Source organism: Streptomyces milbemycinicus (genome assembly GCF_002154605.1).
GTDB lineage: Bacteria > Actinomycetota > Actinomycetes > Streptomycetales > Streptomycetaceae > Streptomyces > Streptomyces milbemycinicus.
The window spans coordinates 1-16,922 of record NZ_MUNE01000134.1; the positions used below are offsets into that span (position 1 = coordinate 1).

15 protein-coding genes are annotated in these 16,922 nt (G+C 71.4%); 5 read left to right on the forward strand and 10 right to left on the reverse strand.

Annotated elements, in window-relative coordinates:
* Positions 1-4,209, forward strand: a 4,209-nt coding sequence (locus tag CCN51_RS12415) for a glycoside hydrolase family 2 TIM barrel-domain containing protein (RefSeq protein WP_086859540.1), incomplete at its 5' end; no start/stop codon positions are given.
* A gap of 281 nt (positions 4,210-4,490) precedes the next feature.
* Here CCN51_RS12415 and CCN51_RS12420 read toward each other — a convergent pair.
* Positions 4,491-5,003 (reverse strand): NUDIX hydrolase, encoded by a 513-nt coding sequence (locus CCN51_RS12420; protein WP_043488141.1) that lies wholly within the window; start codon positions 5,001-5,003, stop codon positions 4,491-4,493.
* A 46-nt stretch (positions 5,004-5,049) separates the two neighbouring features.
* Positions 5,050-5,835, reverse strand: a complete 786-nt coding sequence (locus tag CCN51_RS12425; RefSeq protein ID WP_014181659.1) for a class I SAM-dependent methyltransferase — start codon at positions 5,833-5,835, stop codon at positions 5,050-5,052.
* Positions 5,836-5,991: 156 nt separating this feature from the next.
* Between CCN51_RS12425 and CCN51_RS12430 the strand changes: the two genes are divergently transcribed.
* Both CCN51_RS12430 and CCN51_RS12435 read left to right on the forward strand, forming a co-directional pair.
* Positions 5,992-6,453, forward strand: coding sequence for a DUF2267 domain-containing protein (locus tag CCN51_RS12430; RefSeq protein ID WP_043492529.1), 462 nt, complete (start codon positions 5,992-5,994; stop codon positions 6,451-6,453).
* Between the two features lie 183 nt (positions 6,454-6,636).
* Positions 6,637-7,611 (forward strand): glycosyltransferase, encoded by a 975-nt coding sequence (locus tag CCN51_RS12435; RefSeq protein ID WP_014181657.1) that lies wholly within the window; start codon positions 6,637-6,639, stop codon positions 7,609-7,611.
* A gap of 10 nt (positions 7,612-7,621) precedes the next feature.
* On the opposite strand, the gene CCN51_RS12440 is transcribed toward CCN51_RS12435, so the two are convergent.
* A complete protein-coding gene (locus CCN51_RS12440; protein ID WP_014181656.1) occupies positions 7,622-8,158 on the reverse strand; it encodes a GNAT family N-acetyltransferase in 537 nt (178 codons plus the stop codon).
* Between the two features lie 87 nt (positions 8,159-8,245).
* On the opposite strand from CCN51_RS12440, the gene CCN51_RS12445 reads away from it, so the two are divergent.
* Positions 8,246-8,845 carry a helix-turn-helix domain-containing protein gene (locus CCN51_RS12445; RefSeq protein WP_014181655.1) on the forward strand — a complete coding sequence of 200 codons (600 nt, stop codon included), beginning with the start codon at positions 8,246-8,248 and terminating at the stop codon, positions 8,843-8,845.
* A 41-nt stretch (positions 8,846-8,886) separates the two neighbouring features.
* Here CCN51_RS12445 and CCN51_RS12450 read toward each other — a convergent pair whose 3' ends face one another.
* Positions 8,887-10,251, reverse strand: a complete 1,365-nt coding sequence (locus tag CCN51_RS12450) for a hypothetical protein (protein WP_014181654.1) — start codon at positions 10,249-10,251, stop codon at positions 8,887-8,889.
* A gap of 95 nt (positions 10,252-10,346) precedes the next feature.
* On the opposite strand from CCN51_RS12450, the gene CCN51_RS12455 reads away from it, so the two are divergent.
* Entirely contained in the window at positions 10,347-10,838 is a 492-nt protein-coding gene (locus CCN51_RS12455; protein WP_014181653.1) for a MaoC family dehydratase, read from the forward strand.
* Between the two features lie 33 nt (positions 10,839-10,871).
* On the opposite strand, the gene CCN51_RS12460 is transcribed toward CCN51_RS12455, so the two are convergent.
* From CCN51_RS12460 to CCN51_RS12485, 6 genes are read right to left on the reverse strand one after another with little or no spacing between them, the layout of a single operon-like run.
* Positions 10,872-11,891: an ornithine cyclodeaminase family protein gene (locus tag CCN51_RS12460; RefSeq protein ID WP_014181652.1), complete on the reverse strand. Its 1,020-nt coding sequence runs from the start codon at positions 11,889-11,891 to the stop codon at positions 10,872-10,874.
* On the reverse strand, positions 11,888-12,907 hold the full coding sequence (gene dmpG / locus CCN51_RS12465) for a 4-hydroxy-2-oxovalerate aldolase (RefSeq protein ID WP_043488138.1): 1,020 nt from the start codon (positions 12,905-12,907) through the stop codon (positions 11,888-11,890). Before dmpG ends, CCN51_RS12460 begins: the two co-directional genes overlap by 4 nt.
* Positions 12,904-13,830: an acetaldehyde dehydrogenase (acetylating) gene (locus CCN51_RS12470; RefSeq protein ID WP_014181650.1), complete on the reverse strand. Its 927-nt coding sequence runs from the start codon at positions 13,828-13,830 to the stop codon at positions 12,904-12,906. The genes dmpG and CCN51_RS12470 overlap by 4 nt, the downstream gene beginning before the upstream one ends.
* The gene (locus CCN51_RS12475; RefSeq protein ID WP_014181649.1) at positions 13,817-14,734 is read right to left on the reverse strand and encodes an HpcH/HpaI aldolase/citrate lyase family protein; all 918 of its coding nucleotides are present in this window, start codon (positions 14,732-14,734) and stop codon (positions 13,817-13,819) included. Before CCN51_RS12475 ends, CCN51_RS12470 begins: the two co-directional genes overlap by 14 nt.
* Positions 14,731-16,029, reverse strand: coding sequence for an 8-amino-7-oxononanoate synthase family protein (locus CCN51_RS12480; RefSeq protein WP_014181648.1), 1,299 nt, complete (start codon positions 16,027-16,029; stop codon positions 14,731-14,733). The genes CCN51_RS12475 and CCN51_RS12480 overlap by 4 nt, the downstream gene beginning before the upstream one ends.
* Positions 16,026-16,892 carry a cupin-like domain-containing protein gene (locus tag CCN51_RS12485; RefSeq protein ID WP_014181647.1) on the reverse strand — a complete coding sequence of 289 codons (867 nt, stop codon included), beginning with the start codon at positions 16,890-16,892 and terminating at the stop codon, positions 16,026-16,028. Before CCN51_RS12485 ends, CCN51_RS12480 begins: the two co-directional genes overlap by 4 nt.
* Positions 16,893-16,922 lie beyond the last annotated feature (30 nt).

Genomic DNA, 16,922 nt, shown 5'->3' on the forward strand with positions numbered 1-16,922 from the left:
CCGCACACCTGGCAGACCGACGGCCTGGACCATCCGGTGTTCCGCAACATTCCCACCGAGATGTACCCGGACGACCCGCCGAAGGTGCCGCACGACGTCAACCCCACCGGCGCCTACGTCAAGACCTTCCAACTGCCCGAGAGTTGGGAGAAGCGGCGGACGTTTCTCCGCTTCGAGGGCGTCACCAGCGGCTATCTGGTGTGGGTCAACGGCTCGTACGCCGGGTACGACCAGGGCGGCTACACGCCCGCGGAGTTCGACATCAGCGAGCGGCTCCACCCGGGCCGGAATACGGTCGCGGTGCAAGTGCACCGCTGGGGCTCCGGGTCCCACCTGGAGGACTACGACCAGTGGCGGTTCGCGGGCATCTTCCGCTCGGTCGGCCTGTACTCCACCCCGGCGACCCATCTGCGCGACATCACCGTCAAGACCGACCTGGACGCCGCCTACCGAGACGCCCGGCTGACCGCCCAGGTCGATGTCGCCGCGAAGGGCGCAGGCGGCGCGGGTGAACGCAGGGTCACCGGAACGCTGTACGACCCGCGCGGACGCAAGGTGACAACGATGTCGGAAACGGTCGATCCCGGCGGCGGCACCGGATCCGCCACCCTCAGCGCCCAGGTGGCCGACCCCGACAAATGGACCGATGAGACGCCGAACCTCTACACCCTCGTCGTCCGGCTCCACGGCCCCGACGGCCGGGTGACCCACACCACCGCCCAGCCGGTCGGCTTCCGCGAGATCGAGATCAAGGACAAGCAACTCCTCGTCAACGGCAAGCGCATCCTCGTCAAGGGCGTCAACCGTGCCGAGACCGATCCGAAGACCGGCCGTCACGCCACCAGGGAGCGCACCTCCTCCGACGTCTCGCTGATGAAGCAGCTCAACATCAACTCGGTCCGCACCTCGCACTACCCGTCCGATCCGTATCTGTACGAGCTGGCCGACACGCGCGGGCTGTGGATCGACGACGAGGTCGACATCGAGACCCACCACCACGACGGCTGCCCGGACGACTGTCTGGCCGAGCGACCCGAGTGGCAGAAGGCGTTCCTGGACCGGCTCACCGCGATGTACGAGCGCGACAAGAACCACCCCAGCGTCCTGATGTGGGACACCGGCAACGAGGCGGGCCTGGGCAAGGCCCACTACGCCATGGCCGAGTTCCTGGACCGTGAGGACCCGGCCCGCCCCGTCTACCACCAGCCCAACAGCCCCGACGGCGACGCCCCGTTCGCCGATGTCTGGGGGCCGCGCTACCCCTCCCCCGCCGGCCTGGAGGAGAAGGCGAAGGCCACCACCAAGCCGATCATCATGGGCGAGTACGCCCACGCCATGGGCAACTCGCTCGGCAACTTCCGGGAGTTCTGGGACGTCGTCCGCAAGTACCCCCAGGTCCAGGGCGGCTACATCTGGGACTGGGCGGAGCAGAACATCACCCAACCGCTGCTCACCACCCCCGACTCCTCCGGCAACGACATCCTGTCCTACGTCTCCGGGAAGCCCGATCTGGTGGCGGGCCACCGGGGCAAGGCGCTGGAGCTGTCCGGGCTCGACGACTTCGTGGAGGTCTACCGCGACCCGAAGCTCGACGCGGTCTCGGACGCGCTCACCCTGGACGCCTGGGTGAAGCCCGCCGACTGGACCGGCAGCTTCACCGTGATCGCGAAGGGCGACCACAGCTACGCCCTCAAGATGCGCGACAAGGACACCCTGGAGTTCTTCGTCTACGGCGACGGGGAGTGGCACACCGTCGCGGCCGACGTCCCCGGCGACTGGTACGGCTCCTGGCACCGCGTGTCCGGCACCTTCGACGGCTCGGCCCTGAAGCTCTACATCGACGGCGAGCAAGCCGCCTCGGCCGACTGGCGCGGAACGGTCGGCTACTCCGCCCAGCCGGTGAACATCGGCCGCAACCCGGAGACCGACCAGGAGAACATCCGCAGCCGCATGGCACACGGCACGGTCGACCAGGTCCGCGTCTACCACAAGGCGCTCGACCCCGAACGGCTCGCCGCCGACCCCAGCGCGGACGCGGTCCTCGCGCTCGACTTCGACCGGCTCGACCGGAAGGGAGAGTTCCTGTCCTACGGCGCTGGGACCGGCGGGGTCGACGGCGTGGTCTCCTCCGACCGCACCGTACAGCCCGAGGCCCGCACCATGGCCGCGGTCCATGCCCCGGTCCGGATCTCCGGCGCCGAGGCCGCGTCGGGGCGGATCGATGTGCTGAACGAGCGCTCCTTCGCCGACACCGGCGACCTCAGGCTGCGGTGGCGGATCACCGAAGGGGCCAGGACCCTGGCCCACGGGACCCGCTCCCTCGGCCTCGACCCCGGCGAGCGGCAGCGCGTCGGGCTGCCGAAGCCGCCCGCCAACCCCAAGGACGCCGACCGGCAGCTCACCGTGGAGGCGGTGCTCGCCAAGGACACCACCTGGGCGAAGGCCGGGCACCTCGTCGCGGTCGAGCAGTTCGACATCGGCGGCGCACAGCTCGCGGGCACCACACCGGCCAAGGCGCCCGGCAAACTGACCACCGCCACGGCCGACGGCCGGATCACCGTCACGGGGAAGGGCTTCTCATACGGGTTCGACCGCGCGAGCGGTGAGCTGGTCTCGATGCGCGCCGGCGGAAGGGAACTGCTCGGCTCCGGCCCCGAACTCGACGCCTGGCGCGCACCGGTCAGCAATGAGATCGGCTCCGAGGAAGGGCCGTGGCGCGAGGCGGGCCTGGACCGGCTGCGGACCGAGCCGGGCAAGGTCACGGTCGCCGAGCGGGGCGGCGAGGTCGTCGTCACCGTGCCCTCCTCGGCCGCCGCGCCCGGCGTCAAGGACTCCTCCTTCGCGCAGACCCTCCGGTACACGGTGAGCGGCACCGGGGAGCTGCGCCTCGACCACCGCGTCGAGGCGCGGGGCAAGGCGCGCACCGTGCCCTACCTGCCCCGTATCGGGCTCTCGCTGCGGCTGCCCGAGCGGTACGACGCCTTCACCTGGTACGGGCGCGGGCCGCAGGAGAACTACAACGACCGCGAGGACGGCGCCCCAGTGGGGGTCTATTCCACCGACGTGGACGAGCAGTTCGCGGGATACACCAAGCCCCAGGACTACGGGAACCACGAGGACATCCGCTGGGCGTCCCTGTCCGACGGCAGAAGCGGCATCCTGGTCTCGGGCTCCGGGGGCTTCTCGGCCGGGGTCACCCCGTACACCGGCATCGACCGCGCCGCGTACCCGTTCGCCCTCCAGAAGGACCCCGGCGGCAACACCCTGCACCTGGACCACGCGGTGAGCGGCGTGAGCGAGACCTTCCACACCGTGCTGCCCCAGTACCAGGTGCGGCCCGCCCGGGAATACGCCTACACCTTGCGGCTCCGCCCGCTCACCGACACCGAGGCCCGCACCGGAACCCCGCGCGGCCCCGTCGTCTGCGCCCCCGAGGCGAAGCTCACCGCCGCCGACACCACCGTGCCGGCCGGCGACTCCACCTCCGCCGACCTGACCGTCACCAATCCGTGCGACACCCCGCTGCGCGATGTCACCGCGGCCCTCGACCTCGCCGACGGCTGGACCGCCGAGCCGGGCTCCCTCGACCTCGGCGACCTCGCCGCGGGCAGGACCACGACCGTACGCACCAAGATCACCCGCGGCGAGAACACCCCCGACGGGCTCCGGCCCGCCGTCGCAGGTATCCGCGCGACCTCGACCGGCGGTGCACGCGTGAGCGCCACCGCGTCGGTCGACCTCGACGGCACGCCTCCCCCGCCGCGCGGTGAGGTGTCCGTCTCCACGCTCGACTTCATCACCGCCGACAACGGCTGGGGCCCGGTCGAACGCGACCGCAGCAACGGCGAGTCCGCCCCCGGCGACGGCAAGACACTCACCATCGGCGGCAAGACCTACGAACACGGCCTCGGGGTGCACGCCGACTCGACAGTGGACGTCTTCCTGGGCGGCAACTGCTCGACCTTCACCGCCGAGGTGGGGCTGGACGACGAGGTGGCGGGCGACGGCAGCGTCGCGTTCGAGGTCTACGCCGACGGCGAGCGGGTCCACCGCGGCGACGTCGTCACTGGCGCGGACCCCACCGCGCCGATCGAGGCCAAGGTCGAGGGCGCCCAGGTGCTACGCCTGCGGGTCACCGACGGAGGCGACGGGAACGCCCACGACCATGCGGATTGGGGGGCGGCGACGGTGCGCTGCGGCTCGGACTGACGCGGGTCCTTCCGGCCCACCCCATGGGCCGGAAGGACTCCTCCCCCCCCACCCCCGGTAAAAGAACTGCTTGATGGAGTACTTGCTCCACATCAAGCACTTTTTTCCAAGGGGGTGGGAGGAGACCCCGAACCGGAGCTCCACCCACCAACCCGCGGCCGACGAGCGACCGGAGCCACCGCCCCTCCTTCCCGCAGCCCGCCATCTTTCGCGCCGAAGGCGCGAGACGAAGCCCGCACCCGGCGACCGGGCATGCCGCCCAGCGGCGCACATCCGCGGGCTCAGCCGCGCAGCCGCTCCTCAAGGCGGTCCAGGAAGATCTCCTGCTTGGCCACGATCTTCGTGCGCGCCTGCGCGAGATCCAGCCACGCCACCCGGTCGATCTCGGGGAAGGTCTGAAGCCGCCCGGACCCCCTCGGCCACTCCATCTCGAATGTGCCCGGGGTGACCTGCCGCGGATCGAGGTCTCCCGCCAGCGCCCAGACCGTGACGACCTTGCCCCCGGTCTGCTGGACGGAGCCGAGCGGAAGGAGGTCGCCCGGGGGCGGCGGCAGGCCCAGCTCCTCCTGGAACTCCCGGCGTGCCGCGGCCTCCGGGGCCTCGTCCGGTTCGTACTCGCCCTTGGGGATGGACCACGCGCGCTCGTCCTTGCGCGCCCAGAAGGGTCCGCCCATGTGGCCGAGAAGGACCTGCGCGGCGGAGACCGGGACGGTCCCTGCCGCCCTGTTCGCCCCCGCCGCCTTCGCCCCCGCCCGGCGGAACAGCAGGATTCCGGCGCTACGTTTTGCCGTCACGGTGCCCAGTGTGCCCCGCGCCCGCCCGGCCCGCCGCCGTGGCCCATCAGGCCTTGCGGGCGTAGCCGAGGTAGGTGACCTGGGGCCGGGTGTCGGGGGCCAGGACGAAGTCGACGATGGGCGGGATCTCCTCGTCGGTGATCCGCCCGCGGCGACGGTCCATTGTGGCCTTGACCAAGCTGCGCGGATCACGGGGCTTGAAGTCGCAGATGTCCTCGTTGCGCAGCCCGTGGCGGCGCAGCGCCTCCGTCATTTCGGCGGGGGTACGCAGCCGCTCCGCGGCGTAGCGGCCGGGTGGCATGATCCGGGTCATGGGCAGGCGCTGGAAGGCGATGAGGTAGATCAGCCGGGACACCAGGGTGCGGTTCACGGTGTCGTAGACCAGCACACCGTCCGGCGCGAGCGCCCGGGCCCCCTCCGCCAGGACCGGGTCGAGGGCCGGGGTGACCTCGAAGGTGTCCGCGTAGTAGACGAGGTCGAACGCGGCGTCGGCGACGCCCAGTTCCTCGGGTGGCGCGGTTTCATACCGGATCGCGACTCGCTCCGGTCCGTCCGCCTCACGCTCGTCCGCCTCACGCGCGATCGCCGTCGCGGACGCGGACGGGTCGATGGCGACAACGTCGAATCCCAGCCCGGCCAGGCCGCGGGCCAGCAGTCCGCGGCCGCTCCCCACCACCAGGGCCCGGCTCCCGGCCGCGGTCAGGCCGACGCTCCGCAGGGTTCTGTCCACGTACTCCAGGCGGCTGGCCTGGAAGGCGACGGCTCTGATCTGACGGCCGTCCACCGTTTCGGGTAACGGTGAGTCCAGTTCGACGCGCGGCGCTCGGGCCATGCTCTGCTCCCTCTTCTCCTTCTTCGGTTCTGCCCTCGTGTGCGGCTCGTCCGACGTTAACAAGGGGCGTACGGCGGCCCGCCACCGGCGGTTCGCGGGGGCGGCCGTGGGCACTCGACCGATGATGCCGACAGCGCGACGCTGGGGGTGCTGATCATGCGCTACGAAGAGCTGACGAGCCAGGTCCAGGCGCTGGCGCAGCTGCCCGACCGGCGGTCGGCGGAGCGGGCGGTGCGCGCCACGCTCGAGACCCTTGCCGAGCGGATCCCGGACGGTCTGGCCGACCACATGGCGGCGCAGCTGCCGCCCGAGGCGGCCGACTCCATGCGACGGGTGGCCGCGTCCCACGAGGCCTCACCCGCGCAGCGGGCCTACCGGCGCGACCACGGCGAACGGTTCGACCTCACGGGCTTCGCGGGGCGGATCGCCTGGCGCGCCCGGACGTCGGAGGACGAGGCGATCCGGGAGGCGAGCGTGTTCTTCGAGGTGCTGGACTCCGCGGTGAGCCCGGAGCTGATGGAGAGGCTGTACAAGGCGCTGCCGGGCGACATCCGGGAGCTGCTGCCCGAGGGGCGGGCCTTCGAAGGCCAACAGGAGCGACGGGGCCGGGAGGGATAGGGAACAGTGGCGAGGACAGGGAAGGCCGGGTGGGGCTTGGGTCCGCCCTTCGGGCGTCGCTGTACGACCGCGTAGCGTCACGTTTTGTCGCGTATCAGTGGGTTACTCGCCAGAGCGCGTTGATCACGTCGGCCCGTCGGCTCGTTGCCCCGGACCCGTTGAGCGCTTGAGCGAGGTGAGCTCATGAACATCCTGATCTGGCATGTGCACGGCTCATGGACCAGGGCGTTCGTCCAAGGCCCGCACCGCTATCTGCTGCCGGCCCTGCCCGACCGCGGGCCCGACGGCCTCGGCCGCGGGCGCACGTTCACCTGGCCCGCCTCGGTCACCGAGCTGAGCCCCATGCTGCTGCGGGACGCCCCGGTCGACCTCGTGGTCCTCCAGCGGCCGCACGAGGCGGCGCTCGCCGAGTGCTGGCTGGGCGGACGCCGCCCCGGGCGCGACCTGCCCGCCGTCTACGTGGAGCACAACACGCCGGACGGACACGTCCCCCTCACCCGCCACCCCTGCGCCGACCGGGACGACTTGCGCGGTGTGACCCTGGTGCACGTCACCCACTTCAACCAGCTCTTCTGGGACAGCGGCACCGCCCCCACCACCGTCGTCGAACACGGCGTCGTCGACCCGGGCCATCTGTACACCGGGGAGCTGGACCGCGCCGCGGTCGTCGTCAACGACCCGGTCCCGCGCGGCCGCGCCACCGGCACCGATCTGCTGCCCGCACTGAGCCGGGCGGCGCCGCTGGACGTCTTCGGCCTGCGTACGGAAGGGCTCGCCGCGTATCTGGGCCTGTCCGGGGACCGGCTGCACCGCGCGGAGCTGCCGCAGGCCCGGCTGCACGCCGAGATGGCGCGCCGCCGTCTGTATCTGCACCCGGTGCGCTGGACCTCGCTGGGGCTGTCCCTCCTGGAGGCCATGCATCTGGGCATGCCCGTCGTCGGCCTGGCCACCACCGAGGCGGTCGAGGCGGTGCCCGAGGGCGCCGGCGTGCTCTCCACTCGCCCCGATGTCCTGGCCCGCGCCGCGCGGACCTATCTGCGGGAGCCGGGGGCGGCGGCCGAGGACGGGGCGCGGGCCCGCCGCGCGGCGCTCGAACGGTACGGGCTGGGGCGCTTCCTGAACGACTGGGAGCGGCTGCTGGCGGAGGTGACTCGCTGAGCAGGCCCGCTTACCAGACGTCGCCGTCGCGCCAGTCGCAGATCAGCTCGGCGGAGACATCCAGGGGAGCCGCCGCCGGGAAGACAAAGATCCACCCGTCCTCCTCGGCGGTGCGCCGGACGCCCTCGGGGGTGAGCGCCGAGGTCGGCCCCTGCCACCGCTGCCAGCCGCGCGCCGCGTAGAAGTCCCTCGCCTCGTAGCTGGAGGACAGCGCGCCGAGGTCGTAAGCGCCGCGCACCACCCGCTCCAGCTCCGCCATCATGGCCGCGCCGTGGCCCCGCCCCCGCCGGTCCGCCCGCACCCCGACGCCCTCCACATAGCCCGCGCGCAGCGCCCGTCCGCCGTGCAGCAGCCGCCGCTGCACCACGGACGCATGGCCGATCAGCTCGCCGTTCTCCCAGGCCAGGGCGTGGATGCCGCCCAGGGCGTGTTCCCAGTCGTGGTCGCTCAGGTCGCCCTCGAAGACCTCGTATTCGAGGAGGGCACGCGCCGCCTTGAGGGTGGCAGGATCCAGGTCAGAGGTGTGTGCGGTGCGTATATCGGTCATGACGTCATCGTCACATCCGGTGGGCGGGCGGCGCAGCGAGATTTCGGCGGCTTGACAAAGCCAGTTGCCGGATCGGCAAATAGAAGGATGACGGATGAGGATTTCTCGCATGTGCTGACGGGTGTCGGTCCGCGGCTGCGGTCGCTGCGCCAGGCGCGTGGCGCCACGCTGTCCCAGCTGAGCGAGACGACCGGGATCTCGGTGAGCACTCTCTCGCGCCTGGAGTCCGGGCAGCGCAAGCCGACCCTGGAGCTGCTGCTGCCCCTGGCCAAGGCCTATCAGGTGCCGCTGGACGAGTTGGTCGGCGCGCCCGCCACCGGTGATCCCCGTGTCCATCCCCGGCCCTTCACCCGGCACGGAAGGGTCTTCGTACCGCTGACCCGCCACCTCGGCGGGTTGCACGCCTACAAGATGATCCTGCCCGGCGGGCAGACGCCCGAGTCCGAGGGCGCTCGGCTCGATCAGAAGGTGCACGAGGGGTACGAGTGGCTGTATGTGCTCTCCGGCCGGCTGCGTCTCGCGCTGGGCGAGCACGACCTCGTCCTGACCGCGGGCGAGGCCGCGGAGTTCGACACCCGTGTCCCCCACGGCTTCACCGGCGCGGGAGACCAGCCCGTCGAGGTGCTGAGCCTGTTCGGGGCGCAGGGCGAGCGGATGCACGTACGGGCCCGTCCCTCGGGCAACTGAGGACAGCTGAGGGCGGCATGGGCGTGGGCGCGGCCACGCGCCTAGACGGCCACCACGCAGTCGTCGGAGCTGTTGGTGCCCAGGACACTGACGATCCCGGCGGTGCCGTCGCCGAAGAAGCGGGAGAACATGCCCGCCGGGCGGCCGCCGAACAGCAGCGGCCCGAACACCGGGGCCACCTCGACGTCATGCGGCTCCTCGGCGCCGTCGGCGACCATCGCCAGCCGGCAGCCGCGCGGCGCCACGTACTCCTGCACCACGCTGGTGCCCGTCCCGGCGGCCGCGGCCACCGCCGCCTCCCACTCCGTCTGACCGGTCTCCCGGCCGATGACCACTTGTTTACCGCTCATCCCGATGCTCTCCTTGAGCACCAGCAACTCGCGGTTGTCCACGGCGAAGGGGACGAGGTCGACCTTCCGCCCGCCCCGGCTCGTCCAGCGGTGGGACAGGACCCGGGTCCACGGCAGATATCTGTCGACCAGGGCCCGCTCCGCCGCGCTCATCCACGGCCGGCCCTCCGACAGCAGGCCCATGGTCAGCTTGCTGGACAGAAACGTGGAAGTCTGGGTCCCCACCAGCAGACAGCCATTGTCCAGCGCGGCCTGTACGGGCGCGGTGTCGATGCCCAGCTCGGCCCAGTCCGGAATGGTGAAGTTCCGCAGCCCCAGCGGATAGCGCAGCCGCGGCGGACAGTCCCAGGCCTCGTGCAGATCCTCGGGCTCGAAGAAACGCACCGTCAGCCCGTGGCTGTTGAAGTAGTCCGCCTCCACATCGAAGTACCGGGTGGACTCCACCCCCTGGTCGCGGGCGCTGCCCACCAGGGCCACCCGGGGCGCCACGGCCAGCTCCGCGCACAGCCCCCGGAACATCTCGGCGCGCACGGCGAACGGGTCCTGACAGTCGAACGGCACCCGGCCCGCGTCATCGGCGTAGAGCTTGCGCCACACCTCCAGGCGGCAGTGTGTCTCCACCGGGCCACCGAGCGCGCCGCTGACATTGAACTCCAGAAAACGCGGCCCGTCCGGCCCGATCACGATGTCCGGCCGGGTCACACAGTCCGCGTAGCGCTCCTCCACGAACTGGTCGGCCACGAACAACTGGTGTTCGCTCGCCGGCATACGGTACGCCGCCAGCCTGCCGTCCGTGGTGGGCGCGGACTCCAGGGCGGTACGGCGCACCAGGTCGAGCAGCGCGGCGGTGGCGCGGAACAGCTCGGCGTACGATGCGCGCGGCAGCGCTATCGGGGCGGCGGGCAGCAGTGGCTGGTGTGGCCAGCCGGTGTCCCGGATCTCGGTGCGCAGCATCTCCCGGATGGTGTCCGCGGACGCGGCGGGCCTCAGCCGGTGGCGGCCGAACCACGGATGTCCCGACGCCCCCGGTATGCCGATGTCCTCGAGCGCGCCCATCCGGATTCCCCCGAATCCCCGCTGATCTCAATTCGCCTTCGTCGAAGGTGAATTGGCCGAACCTCAGCATAGTCGGCGCCGTTACCCTTGGTGGCATGACGCTGCGCCGGGTCCGGGACAACGAGTACGTCGAAGAGCACGGTGGGGACTACGAGGACTTCGAGCCCGGCATGGTGATCCGGCACTGGCCGGGCCGGACCATCACCGAAACCGACAACACCTGGCTGACCCTGCTGACCATGAACCAGCACCCGCTGCACTTCGACCGGGCTTACGGGGAGGGCGCCGAGTACGGGCGGGTGCTGGTCAACAGCGGGATCACGCTGTGTCTGGTCGGTGGCATGACCGTGCAGGCGCTGTCCGCGCGGGCGGTGGCCAATCTCGGCTGGGACAAGGTCCGTTTGAAGGAGCCGGTGTTCGTCGGCGACACGCTCTACGCGACCAGCCGGATCCTCGGCAAGCGGCGGTCCAGGTCCCGGCCGGGGCAGGGGATCATCACGGTGGAGACCACCGGCGCCAAGTCGACCGGGGAGACCGTCATCGTCTTCGAGCGGTCGTTCATGGTGCGCTGCCGCGAGGCGGGCTGACTCACCCCGGTTCCGACTCACCCCGGCTCCGACTCATCCCGCCTCCGCGCTTGCGGCCTCGTGGAGCGCGGCCGCGGCGGCGGTGTCCTCGATGGCCATGCCCACCCCGCGGAACACCGAGGTCCGGCCGTCCGCTGCCGTCGCCCCGGTCACCAGCGCGCCGAGTTCGTGCAGTTCGGTCACGCCGATCAGCCCGTCGGCCAGCGCGGCCCGCACCTCGCCCGCGTCGTCGAGCGCGGCGGCCCGCTCCTCCACGACGACGAACGCGGACGCGAGAAGCGCCGGGTCGACCTCGATCGCGTCCTCGTGGGTCCCGCCGATCACGTTGATATGCGCTCCGGGGGCCACCCAGTCGGCCGCCACCAGCGGTGTCCGGTCGCCGGTCGAGGTCGCCGTGCAGATGACGGCGGCGTCGGCGACGGTGTCCTTCGCGGTATCGCACACCGATACCTCAACCGGGTGGGCCGAGGTGGCGCGGATCCACTCCGCGAACGTCTCCGTACGGGCCCGGGTGCGGGAGAACACCCGGACCGAGCGGATCGGGCGCACCGCGGACACGGCCCGCACCAGCGCCCGCGCCTGCACCCCGGCGCCGAGTACGGCCAGGTCCTCGGCGTCCTCGGGGGCGCACAGCCGGGTCGCCAGGCCGGCCACCGCGCCGGTGCGGACGGCGGTCAGCTCGGCGCCGTCCAGCAGCGCGGTGATCCGCCCGGTGTCCAGATCGGTCAGTACGACCACGCCGTGGATCAGCGGCAGTCCGCGGTCCGGGTTGTCCGGGGTGAGCGTGGTGATCTTGACGCTGCCCACCCCGCGCCGCTCCCACACCGCCGTACCGGCCAGCAACTGCCGCCGAGGGCCGCGCTCACCGTGCGTTCCGTAGGCGCCGTGCTCGATGATCGTCCGGGCCGGGGACCGCGTCCGGCCCGCCGACAGATCGGCGAACACCCCGGCCAGCGCGTCGATCACCCGCACCAGCCGGTCCCGGCCCGCCATGTCCCCCGGGCCAATGGTCACCAGCCCTGTCTGCCCGGTCGGCCCGGTCGGCCCGCTCATGGGGCAGCCCTCCGGGCGCTCAGCTCGGCCACCACATCGACGATCAGATCCTCCTGCCCGGCGATGGCCTGTCGTCTGCCGAGCTCGAAGAACACATCGCGCGGATCGACTCCGGCCCGCCCGGAGTGGTCGAGCACCTGGTGTTTGAACCCGGAGAACACCCCGGCCAGACCGCTGACGATGGACAGCGAACCGGTGACCGGCGGCGCGGGCATCAGCTCCCGCTCGGCGAACTCGGCGGCGTCGAGCAGCGCGTACAGATCGATGCCGGTGCCGAACCCGGTGCGCTCCAGCACCGGCACCACCACCTCGAGCTGGGTGTTCCCCGCCCCGGCGCCGAAGCCTCGCGCGCAGCCGTCGATAATCCCGGCCCCCGCCTCGGCGGCGGCCACGGAGTTGGCGACGGCCATGCCGAGGTTGTTGTGGCCATGGAAGATCACCGGTACGCCCGACGGCCCGACGGCCTCGGCCATCGCGCCGATCCGCTCGGTGACGTCCTGCGGCAGGAAGTGGCCCGCGGAGTCCATGATGCCCACCGCCCGCGCCCCGTACCCGACCGCGCGCGCGGCGTGTTCGGCCAGTTCGGCGGGGGTGGCCATATGGCTCATCAGCAGCACGCAGTGTGCCTCCGCGCCCTGCTCCGCCAGCAGCCCGAGGTGGCGCTCGGCCAGCGAGGTCTCGGTGCAGTGCACACCGATACGGATCACATCGGCGCCGTGCGCCACCGCCTTGCGCAGATCGTCGGAGGTGCCCCAGCCGGGCAGCATGAACACCCCCATTTTGCTGTGCCGCAGGGCTTCCCGCACGGTCGACAGCATCTCGTCGTCACTGACGGCGGCCCGCCCCACCTGGAGGGAGGAGGCGCCCAGGCCGTTGCCATGGCCCACCTCCACCACCGGGATCCCGGCCGCGTCGGCCGCCTCGGCGTACCCCCGCAACGCCGCCACGCCGAGTTGGTGCCGCACCGCGTGCTGGCCGTCGCGCAAGGTGGGGTCGTGGATCACCACGGACCTCATCGGCCCACCCCCGTCCGGGCGGCCGGGGCGAGCCGGGCCGCGTGCTGCTCGGCGACCAGGATGGCGGCCGAGTTGATGATGTCCAGGTTTCCGGCGTACCGGGGCAGTACGTCGCTGTCCGCGGTGACCTCCAGGGCGACCACGACCCGGTCGCCGGTCACCGTGCAGGCGATGACCTCGTACCCGGGCTGATGCGCCCGTACCCGCTCGGCCGCGTCGTCGACCAGGGCGCGCACCGCCTCGGGGTCCGCCCCGGGGACGACCGCGTGGACGGCGGTCCGGAAGGTCGCCGGGGGCACGGCCGGACTGATGTTGAGGATCGCCTTGGTGTCGCGCACCCCTGCGAGCGCGGTGAGGGCGTGCTGGGTGGTGGCGATGTACTCGTCGAGGTTGAGCCGGGTGGCCCGGCCCGCGATGGTGCCGGCCACGGTGGAGACGGCTTCGATGTACGCCACCTCGAACCGCTGGGCGAGGGCGTGGGCGATCGGGATCGACGCCTGTCCGCCACAGCTGATGAGGCTGACGTTGCGCTCGGCAGGCGGGCGGGTCCCGGTCACCGTGGGCACCACCATCCGGCCTACCCGGCTGGGGGTCAGGTCGATCAGCAGCGTGTCCAGCGGCTGGAGCAGCCGCCAGTGTTCGGCGTGCGACATCGCGTTGGTGGCGTCGAACACCACGTCGTACGGGCGCGGGGCCGCAAGGATCGCGTCGATGCCCTCCGCAGTGGTCGGGCAGCCGAGCCCGGCGGCGTACCGTAACCCCTCGGACTCGGGGTTGCGCCCGGCCACCAGGCCGCAGTTGAGCACGGTGGAGCGGTGGACCTTGCCGACCAGGTCCCGGCCGATGACCCCGGTGCCGATGATGGCGACGGTGATGGGCGGGACGGTGGCGGGCCCGGCGGTGACGCGCTCAGCGACGGTCATGGCCCGCCTCCTCGCCGTCGTCACCGACACCACCCGCATCGCCGGTGCCACCCCTCCCGAACCGCTCGGCCCAGGCGTCCCCGCGCGCCACCGTCGCGCGCGCCATCCGGGCGAACGGCGGGCCGACCATGTTCCCGTCCAGGACCGCGATTCCGCCGTCCGCCGCCCGTACGGCCTCGGTCACCCGCCGGGCCTGCCGCAGCCCGGCCGGGTCGGGGCGCAGGGCCCGGTTGATCGCGGCCAGTTCGCTCGGGTGCACGGTCACCTTGCCGTGGAAGCCCAGTTCGCGCACCCGGTCGATCTCCTCGGCCAGCGTTTCCGGCTCGGCCAGCCGGAAGTTGGCGGTGTCGATCAGGGCGGTGCCGTGCCGGGCGCCTGCCAGGGCCATCGTCTGGCGGGCGGCGAGCAGCCCCGCCCAGCTGATCTCGATGCCCAGGGCGGCGGCCAGATCCGCCGAACCGAGGATCAGCCCGTCGGCAGCAGCCGCGATGGCGTCGACGTCGGCGACGGCGGCCGGGGTTTCCACGGTCACATAGATCTGTGGGCGGACCCCCGCCGAGGCGAGGGTGTCGCGCATCAGCGCCACCTCGACCGCGGACTTCACCATCGTCATCACGATGAAGCCGGGCTTGACCGGGCATTCGGCGAGCATCACGATGTCGTGCACCGCCTCGATGGTGCCCAGCTCGTTGACGCGTACGGCGGCGTTCGCGGGCTCCGGCGCCTTCTCCAGCGCCGCCCGGCACACCCTGCGCGCCGCGGCCTTCTCCGGTGGCGGAACGGCGTCCTCCAGGTCGACCAGATGCACATCCGCGTCGTAGGACCACGCCCCCACGACCCGGTCGAGCGACAGCGCGGGCGTGTAGAGGATGGAGCGCGGGATCGCCCGGGCGGTGCCCGTCATCTGGCCCCCTCCACTGACACGGATGCCTGCTCCGGCACGGATGCCTGCTCCGATACGGGGGCCGTCTGCGGGACGCCCACCTCGACCAGGGCCGCGCACAGCCCGCGGATCTGCTCCTCGGTCTGGCCCGCGCGGAGCATCACCCGAAGGCCCGCGGTGCCGCGGGGGACGATCGGGAAGAACACCGGGGAGACATGGAACCCGGCCCGGTACACCCGGCGGCCCGCCTCGATGACCGTCTCGTCGCTCATCGGCACGAGACGGATCGGGAATGTCGTCCCGGTCTGCTCGGTCTTGATGTGGCTGTCGAACAGCGCGATATTGGCCCGCAGCCGCCGCTGGAGCTCGGTCAGCTCCTCGGTGCGGTGGATCTCCGCCGAGGCCAGCGAGGCCCCGACCGCGGCGGTGTTCATCGGCTGCGAGTAGCTGAGGGCACCCGCGAACCGCTCGACCACGCGCAGCGCGTCCTTCGGGTAGCCGTCGAGCAGGATGGCCGCGCCGCTGGTCCCGAAGGCCTTGTTCAGGGTCGCGACGGTGATCGTCCGCTCGTCCAGCACCGGGCAGTGCGTGCGTACGTAGCCGATGCCGCGCTCCCCGTATGCCGAGAGGGAGTGCGAGTCGTCGTAGTACACCAGCAGGCCGTACGTGTCCTGCAGCTCCGCCAGTTCCCGCACCGGCGCGTATCCGCCCAGGCTGTCCGAGCCGTCCACGACGTAGGCGACCCGCTCGTACCGCTTGCACATGTCCTGAAGGAACGTGAGGTCGTGGTGGCCGCAGCTGACCACCTCGGTCTCGTCGGCGCAGGCGGGCTTGGCACCGGCCATCGACACATGGCAGTTCTTGTCGAACACCATGAGCGGTCTGACTCCGTTGCCCAGATGTCCGGAGGCGATCAGCGGCAGCAGTCCGGCGCTGGCCACGCCCGCCGAGATCGCGGCCACCACGTCGGCGCCGAACAGTTCGCCGAGCGAGGCCTCCAGCTCCAGCAGCGCCGGGATCTGCACCCGGCTGCGCGGAATGCAGTGGTCCAGCACGCCGAACCGGTGCAGCGCGGCGACGGCGCCCTCGATGACCTCGGGGTGTGAGTCCAGGTCCAGATAGGAGCAGCAGGTGAAGTTGGTGAACTCGTGGCCGTCCTCGGTGTGCAGCACGCCCGGCCGGCCGTCGTCGAGTTCGGCCACGATCCCGGCGAGGCCGTTGCGTTCGGACAGGTCCCAGAAGGCGTTTCCGACGCCGACGGCCTTGTCGTTGTTGCGGTAACGGTGCGTGGGCTCAATGGTCTTGCGCCCGCTCATGACGCCGCCTCGGCGGGCTGGTAGTTGTAGACGCCCTTGAGCTTGCGGTAGGCGGCCGTGTAGAGCGCGACGCCGAGCACATAGGGTCTGCGGAGGATCTTCGGATCGCGCAGCCAGAAGTTCATGTTGATGTTCATCTCGTCCAGCGACTCGGCCTGGTGCCACCAGCCGAGCGGGAGGTAGAGCATCTGTCCGGGCTCCAGGATCAGCTCCCGGCGCTCGGCCAGCTTGGAGACGAGCTTGGGGAAGCGCCGCCGGTCGACCTCGTCGAAGTCGAAGGCCTGCGACTTGTCACCGAACCCGCGCGCGATCGACCTCGGGTAGTACTCCAGGAATCCCGGGGGTGCGAGCACGAACCGCTTACGGCCCTCCAGCGCTATGTTGAAGTTCTCCAGCTCGTCGAAGTGGCTTTGGGTGAACACTCCGCGGTGGCTGATCCACAGGTTGGCGGCGTTCAACGAGCGTCGGTAGTCGAACAGCTCTTCAGCGTCGAAGCCGAGGATCGCGTCGACATCGGCCGGGCTGTCGCGGATGTTCGACACGATACGGTTCCAGGTGCCGGGGTCGGTCTGGTATCGGTCGTCGTCGAAGAACTCGCGGAGCCGGATCTCCTTGGTGGTCCACCGCCGTGAATTCCGCTTGTCGCTCGGCTCGGTGAACAGGGTCACCTTCATGTTTCCAAGGCGCTCGGCCACGCCTTCTCTGCCGAGGCCCCGGGTGCCTTTCGGTAAATCGATCATCACGGGGACATCCGCCCGGATGAGGGCCCGCCGCCCGAAGGCCATGAACTCGTCGAACGAGAGACGGGGAACCGGTAATCCCCCGAGTCCCTTCCGCTCGGACACGCCATGCGCTGTGCTCACAACTCAGTCCTCACGCTGTCGTAACGTCAT